A 12,124-nucleotide genomic window follows, 5' to 3' on the forward strand; every position below is an offset into this window, starting at 1 on the left:
CCACTACGCTAGGTGAACATGAAGATCGCTTTCGTGGGGAAGGGCGGCAGCGGTAAGACCACGCTGTCCTCGCTCTTCATCCGCCACCTCGCCGCCAACGAAGCCCCGGTCGTAGCCGTCGACGCCGACATCAACCAGCATCTGGGCGCCGCGCTCGGGCTGCCCGACGCGGAGGCCGCCGCGCTGCCCGCCATGGGCGCGCACCTGCCGCTCATCAAGGAGTACCTGCGGGGCTCCAACCCGCGGATCGTCTCCGCGGACACGATGATCAAGACGACGCCGCCCGGGGAGGGTTCACGGCTGCTGCGGGTCCGCGAGGAGAACCCGGTGTACGAGGCGTGCGCACGGCCGGTCCGGCTCGACGACGGCGATATCCGCCTGATGGCGACCGGCCCCTTCACGGAGTCGGACCTCGGGGTGGCCTGCTACCACTCGAAGGTCGGCGCGGTGGAGCTGTGCCTCAACCACCTGGTCGACGGCGCCGACGAGTACGTGGTCGTCGACATGACCGCGGGCTCGGACTCCTTCGCCTCCGGCCTCTTCACCCGCTTCGACATGACCTTCCTCGTCGCGGAGCCGACCCGCAAGGGTGTCTCGGTCTACCGCCAGTACAAGGAGTACGCCCGGGACTTCGGCGTCGCGCTCAAGGTCGTCGGCAACAAGGTGCAGGGCGCGGACGACCTCGACTTCCTGCGCGCGGAGGTCGGCGACGACCTGCTCGTGACGGTGGGCCACTCGGACTGGGTCCGCGCGATGGAGAAGGGCCGCCCGCCGCGCTTCGAGCTCCTTGAGGCGGAGAACCGGATGTCGCTCCAGGCCCTCCAGGACGCGGCGGACGACTCGTACGCCGACCGCGACTGGGAGCGCTACACGCGCCAGATGGTCCACTTCCACCTGCGCAACGCGGAGAGCTGGGGCAACGCCAAGACCGGGGCCGACCTGGCGGCGCAGGTCGACCCCGGGTTCGTGCTGGGCGAACCCATGGCCGTGCCGCAGCTCGGCTGACGACACCCGCAGTCCCACGGCGGACGGAGTCCGGCGCAGCACCGCGAAGCCCGGCAGGCGCCCCAGGCGCCGACCGGCGCGAGAGGGGCAAAGAAAGAGGGGCCGGGGGCCGACCTGGCGGCGCAGGTCGACCCCGGGTTCACACCTGTCCGAAGGACTCAGCGCTGTGCAGCCTGCTCAGCCGGAGCGGCGGCCGGGGCGGCCGGGCCGGCCGGAGCGGGCGGCGCGGCCGGGGCCGCCGGCTGGGGGGCGAGGAAGGCCTTCCAGCCGGCCGGCGGGGCCTCGCCGACCTTCAGGGTGCGCATCTTGGCGATGACGTCCGGGTCCTGGGCGTCGAGCCAGTCGGCGAGCTGGCGGAAGGACACGCACTTGACGTCCTTCTGCACGCACACCGTGGCGATGGTCTCCTCGATGGCCCGCATGTACGTGCCGCCGTTCCAGGACTCGAAGTGGTTGCCGATGATGAGCGGCGCGCGGTTGCCCCGGTAGGAGCGCTCGAAGGCCTCCACCAGGCCGTCCCGCATCTGGTCGCCCCAGTACCGGTGCTGGGACGGGTCGCCCTGGGTGGTGCCGGGTGACTGGTTGACCAAGAAGTTGTAGTCCATGGCCAGCGTCTGGAAGGAGCGGCCGGGGACGGGTACGAGCTGCATCGACAGGTCCCAGAGGCCCAGGTCCTTCTTGGGCCAGATCTGGTCGTTCACGCCGCTCGTGTCGTAGCGGAAGCCCATCTGCGCCGCCGCCCGGACGAAGTTCTTCCGGCCTTCGAGGCAGGGGGTGCGGGCGCCGACGAGTTCCTTGTCGTAGTCGAAGGGCAGCGGCTGTTCCGCGCGCAGGCCGGCGTTGGTCTTCCAGTTCTTGACGAAGGACTTGGCCTGGTTGATCTCGCTCTTCCACTCCTCGACCGACCAGTTGCCGACGCCCGCCTCCTTCCCGCAGAAGTGCCCGTTGAAGTGGGTGCCGATCTCGTTGCCCTCCTGCCACGCCGCCCGCAGCTCGCGGACGGTGGCGCGGATGCCCTCGGTGTCGTTGAAACCGATGTCGGAGCGTCCGGGGCTGTGCTGCGGCGGGTCGTAGAGATTCCGCTTCTCCTCGGGCAGCAGGTACACGCCGCTGAGGAAGTACGTCATGGTGGCGTCGTACTTCCTGCCCACGGAGCGGAAGTGCGAGAACAGCTTCTGGCTGTCCTCGCCGGCGCCGTCCCACGAGAAGACGACGAACTGCGGCGGGGTCTCGCCCGGCTTGAGTCGCTGCCAGACCGGCTGGTGGGGCTGGGCGCCGGTGGAGGCCGTGGAGCCGTCGCCGATCAGGCGGACGGCGTTCGGCGGGGCCGCGTTCGGTCCCTTCTTGGAGCCCGCGCCACCCGGCATGCCCTTCGTGGCGGTGCCGTCGGAGCCCGAGCAGCCGGCGAGGCCGGTGATCAGGGCGACGGCGAGGGCACCGGCGGCGAGCGCCTTCCTCTGGGCAGTGGTCCTTCTCCCGGCGGCTGTCATCCGCCCACCTCTCCTCGGTTCCGTACGAGCGGCGTCAACGTCGCACCACCACGACCGGAGAGATGAAACGACAAGCGGCAATCCGCGCACCTATCACCGGAACCGGTGAATCATTGCCCTGTTTGCCCCGAAAATAATGCCGGAGTCTTTACTCTCCATTACGATCCATTTACCGAGCGTTGATCCTCGTCCAGGCGGGGCCCCCGCTCGGATCCCGCCGCTGCACGCCGTGACCCACGGCCGCGAGCCCCCACGTTCGTCCCGCACGAACCGCGACCGCGCTGCCCCGGAGGAGACGGGAATGACCCTCTGCACCCCCGCCCGCACCACCACCCGGCCCCGAGTCCAGCGGCCCCACAGCCCGCCGGAGGGGCCCCGCCGCTTCCGTATCGCCGGCGCCGACCTCTCCGCATCCGTCGCCGTCTTCCTGATCGCGCTGCCCCTCTCACTCGGCATCGCGCTGGCCACCGGAGCCCCGCTCCAGTCCGGCCTGGTCGCCGCCGCCGTCGGCGGTCTGGTGGCCGGCCGCTTCGGCGGCTCCCCGCTCCAGGTGAGCGGCCCCGCCGCCGGCCTCACCGTCGTGACCGCCGAGCTCATCCAGCTGTACGGCTGGCGCACCACCTGCGCCATCACCGTGCTCGCGGGGCTCGCCCAGCTCGGCCTCTCCGTGCTCCGGGTGGCCCGCTCGGCGCTCGCCGTGTCGCCCGCGATCGTGCACGGCATGGTGGCCGGCATCGGCACGACCATCGCTCTCGCCCAGCTCCACATCGTGCTCGGCGGCAACCCGCAGAGCTCCGCCGTCGACAACGTCCTTGGCCTTCCCGCCCAGTTGGCCGACATCCACGCGGCGGGGCTCGCCATCAGCGCCCTCACCGTGGTCGTGCTGCTGTGCTGGCCCCGCCTGCCGGGCCGCGCCGGCCGGCTCGTACGGAAGGTCCCGGCCGCGCTCGTCGCGGTGGCGGGGGCGACGGCGGTGGCGGCGCTCGCCGGGCTCGCCGTGCCCCGGGTCGACCTGCCGTCCTGGAGCAGCCACGCGCTGCCCGGACTTCCCGAGGGTCCGGTGCTCGGCATCGCGGCGGGGGTGCTGACGATCACCCTGGTCACGAGCGTGCAGTCGCTGCTCTCGGCCGTCGCGGTCGACAAGCTGGTCGCCGCGCGCCCGGACGGCGGCCGGGGCGTGCCGCGCGCGGCCCTCGACCGCGAACTCGCCGGTCAGGGCGCGGCCAACATGGTCTCGGGGGCGCTCGGCGGGCTGCCGGTCGCGGGGGTCGCGGTCCGCAGCGTCGCCAACGTGTCGGCGGGCGCGGTGAGTCGTGCCTCCACGATGCTCCACGGCCTGTGGATCGTGCTCGCGGCCCTGGTGCTCGTCCCCGTGCTCGACCTGATCCCGCTGCCCGCGCTCGCCGCCCTGGTCATGGTGGTCGGCGTGCAGATGGTCAGCATCACCCACATCCGTACCGTCACCCGGCACCGCGAGGTCGTCGTCTACGTGGTGACGCTGTCCGGTGTCGTCCTCGTCGGCATCCTGGAGGGCGTCGCCCTCGGCATCGCCGTGGCGATCGCGGTCTCCCTGCACCGGCTCGCCCGCACCCGGATCACCCGCGAGGAGCGGGACGGACGCCACCTGCTGCACGTACGGGGCCAGTTGACCTTCCTCGCCGTCCCCCGGCTGAGCCGCGCCCTGCACCAACTGCCGCACGGCTCCGACGTGGTGGTCGAGCTGGACGGGTCCTTCATGGACCACGCGGCGTACGAGACGCTGAGCGACTGGATGGCGGGGCACCTCGCCCACGGCGGTACGGTCGAGACGACCGGCCCGCCCGGAACCCGGATCGCCGAGCCGACCCCCGCCACCGCCACCGCCTCCCCCGCCGGGCACACCTGCTGCCGCCCGTGGACGCCGTGGCACAACCACCAGTGCGGGGAGCAGCCGGCCGAGCGGCCCGACGAGGCCACGGAGCCCGCCGAGCCCCGGCGTTCACCCGGTCTGCACCTGGCGAGCGGCATCGGCAAGTTCCAGCGGAACACGGCCCCGCTCGTACGGGAGGAGCTGGCGCGACTCGCGCGGGAGGGCCAACGCCCCTCGCAGCTCTTCCTGACCTGCGCCGACTCCCGACTCGTCACCAGCATGATCACGTCGAGCGGCCCCGGTGACCTGTTCACCGTGCGCAACGTCGGCAACCTCGTCCCGCTGCCCGGCGAGGAGAGCGGCGACGACTCGGTGGCGGCGGCGATCGAGTACGCGGTGGAGGTGCTGCGGGTCGAGTCGATCACCGTCTGCGGTCACTCCGGCTGCGGCGCGATGCAGGCCCTTCTCAGCGGCGGGCCCGACGACCCGCCGACCCCGCTCCGCCGCTGGCTGCGCCACGGCCGGCCCAGCCTGGAGCGGATGGCGAGCCGGAGACACGCCTGGGCCCGGATCTCCGGGCGGCTTCCGGCCGACGCGGTCGAGCAGCTCTGCCTGACCAACGTGGTCCAGCAGCTGGAGCACCTGCGGGCGTACGAGTCGGTGGCGCGGCGGCTCGCCGAGGGCACGCTCACGCTGCACGGCATGTACTTCCACGTGGGCGAGGCGCAGGCGTACCTGCTGGCCGGGGCGGACGAGGTGCACAGCTACGACGACGTGTTCACCCAGGTCATGCCGACGGGCCCACTGGAGCCGAGTCCGCCGGCGCCGGGCCCCCTGGAGCGGGGCCTGCCGGCGCCGGGCCCCCTGGAGCCGGCCCGCGCGTCCTGAACCTTCCGTCCCTCCCGTCCGTGAGACTGTGTGGCCCCTTCTCCCAGCGCTCAGGAACACCCTCCGGGCCCCGGAGGAAGGGGCCTCCGCGCGCACCCCTCACCCAACAGGTCTAAACCAATTGTCCGGAGACTCTTGTCACCCGGGCATCTGACTGATGAGGTATGACGCGGGACACATACGCACAGAGGACGCCCTGGGAAAGGGAGATGTCGTGAGCAACGAAAGCCTGGCCAATCTGCTTCGGGAAGAGCGTCGATTTTCGCCGCCCGCCGAGCTGGCCGCGCACGCCAACGTGACGGCGGAGGCGTACGAGCAGGCCAAGGCGGACAGGCTGGGCTTCTGGGCCGAGCAGGCCAAGCGCCTGACCTGGGCCACCGAGCCGACCGAGACCCTCGACTGGTCGAACCCGCCGTTCGCCAAGTGGTTCGCGGACGGCGAGCTGAACGTGGCGTACAACTGCGTCGACCGGCACGTCGAGGCCGGCCACGGCGACCGGGTCGCCATCCACTTCGAGGGCGAGCCGGGCGACAGCCGCGCGATCACCTACGCCGAGCTCAAGGACGAGGTCTCCAAGGCGGCCAACGCCCTGACCGAGCTGGGTGTCCGCAAGGGCGACCGGGTCGCCGTCTACCTGCCGATGATCCCCGAGGCGGCCATCACGATGCTGGCCTGCGCCCGCGTCGGCGCCGCCCACTCGGTGGTCTTCGGCGGCTTCTCGGCCGATGCCGTGGCCTCCCGTATCCAGGACGCCGACGCCAAGCTGGTCGTCACCGCCGACGGCGGATACCGCCGGGGCAAGCCGAGCGCCCTCAAGCCGGCCATCGACGAGGCCGTCGCCAAGTGCCCGCAGGTCGAGCACGTCCTCGTGGTCCGCCGTACGGGCCAGGAGACCGCGTTCACCGAGGGCCGCGACGTGTGGTGGGACGACATCGTCGCCCGCCAGTCCGCCGAGCACACCCCGGAGGCCTTCGAGGCGGAGCACCCGCTCTTCATCCTCTACACCTCGGGCACCACGGGGAAGCCGAAGGGCATCCTGCACACCTCCGGCGGCTACCTCACCCAGGCCGCGTACACCCACCACGCCGTCTTCGACCTGAAGCCGGAGACCGACGTCTACTGGTGCACCGCCGACATCGGCTGGGTCACCGGACACTCGTACATCGTCTACGGCCCGCTGGCCAACGGCGCGACGCAGGTCATGTACGAGGGCACCCCGGACACCCCGCACCAGGGCCGGTTCTGGGAGATCGTGCAGAAATACGGCGTCACGATCCTCTACACGGCGCCGACCGCGATCCGCACGTTCATGAAGTGGGGAGACGACATCCCCGCCAAGTTCGACCTCTCCAGCCTCCGCGTCCTCGGCTCGGTCGGCGAGCCGATCAACCCCGAGGCCTGGGTCTGGTACCGCGAGCACATCGGCGCCGGCAAGACCCCGATCGTGGACACCTGGTGGCAGACCGAGACCGGCGCGATGATGATCTCGCCGCTGCCGGGCGTCACCGAGACCAAGCCGGGCTCCGCCCAGCGCCCGCTGCCCGGCATCGCGGCGACCGTCGTCGACGACGAGGCCAACGAGGTGCCGAACGGCGGCGGCGGTTACCTGGTCCTCACCGAGCCGTGGCCGTCGATGCTCCGCACCATCTGGGGCGACGACCAGCGCTACATCGACACGTACTGGTCCCGCTTCGAGGGCAAGTACTTCGCGGGTGACGGCGCCAAGAAGGACGAGGACGGCGACATCTGGCTGCTCGGCCGGGTCGACGACGTCATGCTCGTCTCGGGCCACAACATCTCGACCACCGAGGTCGAGTCCGCCCTCGTCTCGCACCCGTCGGTGGCCGAGGCGGCCGTCGTCGGCGCCGCCGACGAGACCACCGGTCAGGCGATCGTCGCCTTCGTCATCCTGCGCGGTACGGCGAGCGAGGACGAGGGCCTGGTCGCCGAGCTGCGCAACCACGTCGGCGCGACCCTCGGCCCGATCGCCAAGCCGAAGCGGGTCCTGCCGGTGGCGGAGCTGCCGAAGACCCGCTCGGGCAAGATCATGCGCCGGCTGCTGCGCGATGTCGCCGAGAACCGGGAGCTGGGCGATGTCACCACGCTGACCGACTCCTCGGTCATGTCGCTCATCCAGACCCAGCTGCCGGCCGCCTCCAGCGAGGACTGAGCGGCGGCCCGGCCGTACGACGTGATCGCCCGCCCCGAGCAGCTCGGGGCGGGCGTCTCCGTTTCCCGTGCGCCCCTCCGGCGGGACGAACCGGGCAAAGCTTTCTAAAGTGAATCTCGCCGGACACCACCCACGCTCTTTAGGTAAAGTAAGAATCGCGTCAGTGACGTGACAAGAAGACCTAGGTGCGCCGGGAAGTCTGGTCGGCAATGTGCTCTGTGCTGCCCACCCGACCGGAGGTTCTCCCCCGTGGCCGCGCCCTCATCGACCGACCGCAAGTTCCTCGGCCGTCTTCCCCTGCCCGAGCGGCGCTACCTCGCCGACGCCCTGCGCACCGAGACCGTGGGCGGCGTCCTGCTCCTCGTCGCCACCGCCGCCGCCCTCGCCTGGGCCAACACCCCGCTCAGCGGCAGCTACGAGTCCGTCAGCGACTACCATCTCGGGCCCGCCGCCCTCGGACTCGACCTGTCGATCCAGCACTGGGCCGCCGACGGCCTCCTCGCGATCTTCTTCTTCGTCGCCGGCATCGAGCTCAAGCGCGAGCTCGTCGCGGGCGAGCTCCGCGACCCCAGGGCCGCCGCACTCCCCGTCGTCGCCGCGCTCTGCGGCATGGCCGCGCCCGCCCTCGTCTACGTCCTGGTCAACGCCGCCGGCAACGGCTCGATGGACGGCTGGGCCGTCCCCACCGCCACCGACATCGCCTTCGCGCTCGCCGTCCTCGCCGTCATCGGCACCTCACTGCCGTCCGCGCTGCGCGCCTTCCTGCTCACCCTCGCCGTCGTCGACGACCTCTTCGCGATCCTGATCATCGCGATCTTCTTCACCAGCGACCTGGACTTCGCCGCCCTCGGCGGCGCCTTCGCCGGACTCGTCCTCTTCTGGCTGCTGCTCCGCAAGGGCGTCCGCGGCTGGTACGTGTACGTGCCGCTCGCCCTGGCCATCTGGGCCCTGATGTACAACAGCGGCGTCCACGCCACCATCGCCGGCGTGGCCATGGGCCTCATGCTGCGCTGCACCACCCGCGAAGGCGAGCGGCACTCCCCCGGCGAGCACATCGAGCACCTCGTACGCCCGCTCTCGGCCGGCCTCGCCGTACCCCTGTTCGCGCTCTTCTCGGCCGGGGTGAGCGTCTCCGGCAAGGCGATCGGCGATGTCTTCACCCAGCCGGTCACCCTCGGCGTGGTCCTCGGCCTGGTCGTCGGGAAGGCCGTCGGCATCTTCGGCGGCACCTGGCTCGCCGCCCGCTTCACCAAGGCCGAACTCAACCCGGACCTGGCCTGGCCGGACGTGTTCGCCGTCGCCTCCCTCGCCGGCATCGGCTTCACCGTCTCGCTCCTCATCGGCGAACTCGCCTTCGCCGGGGACGCCGCCCTCACCGACGAGGTCAAGGCCTCCGTCCTCATCGGCTCGCTGATCGCGGCCGTCCTGGCCTCCGTTCTGCTGAAGCTGCGGGTCCGCAGGTACCAGGCGATCTACGAGGCGGAGAACCGCGACGACGACGAGGACGGCATCCCCGACATCTACGAGGAGGACAATCCGGAGTACCACCTGCGCATGGCCGCGATCCACGAGAGAAGGGCCGCCGAACACCGGGAGCGCGCCCGAGCGGCGGGGGCACCGCGCGACGACGCCGACCGTCCGGCATGATCTGAGTCGGACCGCAGAAGAGAAGAGGGAGCACCGATGAGCGACCCGTTCGACGGAACCGAGCGCAGCCTCGGCCAGCTGGTCGCCTCGGCGACAGCCGAGATGTCCGCGCTGGTGCACGATGAGATCGCCCTGGCCAAGGCCGAACTGCGACAGGACGTCAAGCGCGGCGCGCTCGGCAGCATCATGGGAACTGGCGCCCTCGTGGTGCTGCTGTTCTCGCTGCCGATGCTGAGCTTCGCGCTGGCGTACGCCATCAACACCTGGACCGGCGGGCACAACGGCAACGGGGGCTGGAACCTCGTCTGGTGCTTCCTGCTGTCGTTCGCCTTCAACGTGCTGGTCGCGAGCCTCCTCGGGGCGATCGCCGTGGCCAAGTTCAAGAAGGTCAAGCCGCCGGAGAAGACCATCGCGTCCGCCAAGCAGACGGCCGCGATCATGCAGAACGTCAAGCCCCACCCGCGCCCCGAGTACGACAAGGCCCTCGACAAGGCGCTGGACAGGCCCGCCGCTGTGGCACGCTCGTCCGTATGACCCTCCCCGAGAGCAGCAACGGCGGGCCCGTACGGCTCGACGGGCCGTGGACCCATCGTGACGTGGCCGCCAACGGCGCCCGCTTCCACATCGCCGAGATGGGCGACGGCCCGCTGGTGCTGCTCCTGCACGGCTTCCCGCAGTTCTGGTGGACCTGGCGCCATCAGCTGCCCGTCCTGGCGGAGGCCGGATTCCGGGCCGTCGCGATGGACCTGCGGGGCGTCGGCGGCAGCGACCGCACACCCCGGGGTTACGACCCCGCCAACCTCGCCCTCGACATCACCGGCGTCATCCGGTCCCTGGGCGAGCCGGACGCGGCGCTCGTCGGGCACGACCTCGGCGGGTACCTCGCCTGGACGGCGGCCGTGATGCGGCCCAAGCTGGTGCGCCGGCTCGTGGTCTCCTCGATGCCGCACCCGCGCCGCTGGCGCTCGGCGATGCTCTCCGACTTCGCGCAGTCGCGGGCCGGCTCGCACGTCTGGGGCTTCCAGCGGCCGTGGCTGCCGGAGCGTCAGCTCGTCGCGGACGACGCCGAACTCGTCGGCGAACTGATCCGGGACTGGTCGGGGCCGCAGCCCCGGCGTGCCTCGGACGACGAGGCGATCGAGGTGTACCGGCGGGCGATGCTGGTCCCTTCGACGGCGCACTGCGCGATCGAGCCGTACCGCTGGATGGTGCGCTCCCTGGCGCGCCCCGACGGCATCCAGTTCAACCGGCGCATGAAGCGGCCGGTGCGGGTGCCGACGCTCCATCTGCACGGGTCCCTGGACCCGGTGATGAGGACCCGGAGCGCGGCGGGCTCGGGCGAGTACGTGGAGGCGCCGTACCGCTGGCGGCTGTTCGACGGTCTCGGTCACTTCCCGCACGAGGAGGACCCGGTGGCCTTCTCGACGGAGCTCGTCAACTGGCTGAAGGACCCCGAGCCCGACCGCTGACGGTCCCTCCGCTCCGGGGGCGTACAGGCATTCCCCGAACGGCCATGTGCCTCGCGCATACTCCGATTGGCGGGCCCTCAGGCGGTTACCGACCTTGGGCCACGGGCAGACGTCGAGGTATGGGCTGGACGCACGACTACGCTGACACGACCGCACGCAACCGCCGCTCGGCCTCCGGGCCGGGTCCCCGCGAAGGGGGTGGCCCGCCGGACTCCGGCGGCTCGCACGCCGTGCAGGAGGCCTCGCACACGGTGCGGGAGGCAGGGAGGTCAGGCATGCGCGAGGTGCAGATCTCGGGCATGCAGGAGGTGGGCATCTCGCGCATCCTGCGCCGCCGGGCCCGCTGGGTCTCGGCCCGGCTCAGGCACCCCCGCGACACCCCCTGAGGTTCTAGAGAGCACAGGCCTGGGTGTCGACCTGCTGGCCGGCGGTCCGGCCGCGCTCGATGTCCCCACGGATCTCGTCGACCGTCAGGGCGTAACCGGTGTTCGCGTCGTCGAGGGACCGGGCGAAGATCACGCCGGACACCTCGCCGTCCTCGGTTAGCAGCGGGCCGCCGGAGTTGCCCTGACGGACCGTCGTGTACAGCGAGTACACGTCCCTGCGCACATCACCACGGCGGTAGATGTCGGGCCCGTCCGCGTTGATACGGCCCCGGACGCGGGCCGAGCGCACGTCGTACGAGCCGTTCTCCGGGAATCCGGCGACGATCGCGCCGTCGCCGCTCCTGGCGTCCTCGTCGGTGAAGGTGAGCGGCGGGGCCTTGAGGTCCGGGACGTCCAGGACGGCGATGTCGCGCTGCCAGTCGTAGAGGACGACCTTGGCGTCGTAGAGCTTGCCCTCGCCGCCGATCTGGACGGTCGGCTCGTCGACGCCGCCGACGACATGGGCGTTGGTCATGATGCGGCGGTCGGCGAAGACGAAACCGGTGCCTTCGAGGACCTTGCCGCAGCTCTGCGCGGTGCCGACGACCTTCACGATGGAGCGCTGCGCGCGGGCGGCGACAGGGCTGTCGGCGAGCGCCGGGTCGGGCGGCAGGACGGGGGTGATCGGCTCGTTGGCGAAGGAGTTGAAGACCGGCGGGAAGCCGCTGCGGGCCAGGGTGGAGCTGACGTCGTCGAACCAGCGGTCCGCCTGATCCGGTACCACCACGTCCACGCCGCGCAGGACCTTGGAGCTCCGCACCTCCTTGCCCACGGTGGGCATGGAGGTCTCGGCGAGGAGTGAGCCGAGGAGCCAGGCCACGAGCAGCATCGCGACGACGTTGACGAGGGCGCCGCCCGTGGCGTCGAGGGCGCGCGCGGGAGACCAGGTGATGTGACGGCGCAGCTTGTTGCCGAGATGGGTCGTGAAGGCCTGGCCGACGGAGGCGCAGACGATGACGATCATGACGAAGACGACCGTGGCCGTGGTCGAGACCTCGCTGTGGTCGGTCAGCTGGTTCCAGATGACCGGCAGCAGCAGAACGGCGGCGAGACCGCCGCCCAGGAAGCCGATCACCGACAGGATGCCGACCACGAATCCCTGGCGGTAACCGATGATCGCGAACCACACGGCGGCGAGCAGCAACAAGATGTCCAGCACGTTCACCGTCTATTGCCTCGCA

At 71.2% G+C, this 12,124-nt stretch carries 8 protein-coding genes; 6 read left to right on the top strand and 2 right to left on the bottom strand.

All coding sequences use genetic code 11. The features are described 5' to 3' along the window. Positions 1 to 18: 18 nt before the first annotated feature. Complete coding sequence (locus ACIRB7_RS18010; RefSeq protein WP_403599170.1) at positions 19 to 1,005, top strand: ATP-binding protein; 987 nt, start codon at positions 19 to 21, stop codon at positions 1,003 to 1,005. Positions 1,006 to 1,163: 158 nt separating this feature from the next. Here ACIRB7_RS18010 and ACIRB7_RS18015 read toward each other — a convergent pair whose 3' ends face one another. Then, positions 1,164 to 2,495, bottom strand: a complete 1,332-nt coding sequence (locus ACIRB7_RS18015) for a hypothetical protein (protein ID WP_403599173.1) — start codon at positions 2,493 to 2,495, stop codon at positions 1,164 to 1,166. A 301-nt stretch (positions 2,496 to 2,796) separates the two neighbouring features. On the opposite strand from ACIRB7_RS18015, the gene ACIRB7_RS18020 reads away from it, so the two are divergent. From ACIRB7_RS18020 to ACIRB7_RS18040, 5 genes are all read left to right on the top strand, one after another. Continuing rightward, entirely contained in the window at positions 2,797 to 5,232 is a 2,436-nt protein-coding gene (locus tag ACIRB7_RS18020) for a bifunctional SulP family inorganic anion transporter/carbonic anhydrase (RefSeq protein ID WP_403599176.1), read from the top strand. A gap of 214 nt (positions 5,233 to 5,446) precedes the next feature. Then, the gene (gene acs / locus ACIRB7_RS18025; protein WP_403599178.1) at positions 5,447 to 7,402 is read left to right on the top strand and encodes an acetate--CoA ligase; all 1,956 of its coding nucleotides are present in this window, start codon (positions 5,447 to 5,449) and stop codon (positions 7,400 to 7,402) included. Positions 7,403 to 7,651: 249 nt separating this feature from the next. After that, positions 7,652 to 9,049, top strand: a complete 1,398-nt coding sequence (gene nhaA, locus ACIRB7_RS18030; RefSeq protein ID WP_403599181.1) for a Na+/H+ antiporter NhaA — start codon at positions 7,652 to 7,654, stop codon at positions 9,047 to 9,049. A 36-nt stretch (positions 9,050 to 9,085) separates the two neighbouring features. Then, positions 9,086 to 9,583, top strand: coding sequence for a phage holin family protein (locus ACIRB7_RS18035; protein ID WP_403599184.1), 498 nt, complete (start codon positions 9,086 to 9,088; stop codon positions 9,581 to 9,583). Beyond that, positions 9,580 to 10,518, top strand: a complete 939-nt coding sequence (locus tag ACIRB7_RS18040; protein ID WP_403599186.1) for an alpha/beta fold hydrolase — start codon at positions 9,580 to 9,582, stop codon at positions 10,516 to 10,518. Before ACIRB7_RS18035 ends, ACIRB7_RS18040 begins: the two co-directional genes overlap by 4 nt. Before the next feature lie 390 nt (positions 10,519 to 10,908). On the opposite strand, the gene ACIRB7_RS18045 is transcribed toward ACIRB7_RS18040, so the two are convergent. After that, on the bottom strand, positions 10,909 to 12,108 hold the full coding sequence (locus ACIRB7_RS18045) for a MarP family serine protease (protein ID WP_403599189.1): 1,200 nt from the start codon (positions 12,106 to 12,108) through the stop codon (positions 10,909 to 10,911). Between the last annotated feature and the right edge of the window lie 16 nt (positions 12,109 to 12,124).

It is taken from the genome of Streptomyces sp. NPDC093795 (genome assembly GCF_044764665.1).
In the GTDB taxonomy this organism is placed as follows: Bacteria; Actinomycetota; Actinomycetes; order Streptomycetales; family Streptomycetaceae; genus Streptomyces.

Bases quoted from the DNA above. Each gene is read 5' to 3' on its own strand.
- ACIRB7_RS18010 (WP_403599170.1), top strand. From the start codon at position 19: ATGAAGATCGCTTTCGTGGGGAAGGGCGGCAGCGGTAAGACCACGCTG.
- ACIRB7_RS18015 (WP_403599173.1), bottom strand. From the start codon at position 2,495: ATGACAGCCGCCGGGAGAAGGACCACTGCCCAGAGGAAGGCGCTCGCC.
- ACIRB7_RS18020 (WP_403599176.1), top strand. From the start codon at position 2,797: ATGACCCTCTGCACCCCCGCCCGCACCACCACCCGGCCCCGAGTCCAG.
- ACIRB7_RS18035 (WP_403599184.1), top strand. From the start codon at position 9,086: ATGAGCGACCCGTTCGACGGAACCGAGCGCAGCCTCGGCCAGCTGGTC.
- ACIRB7_RS18040 (WP_403599186.1), top strand. From the start codon at position 9,580: ATGACCCTCCCCGAGAGCAGCAACGGCGGGCCCGTACGGCTCGACGGG.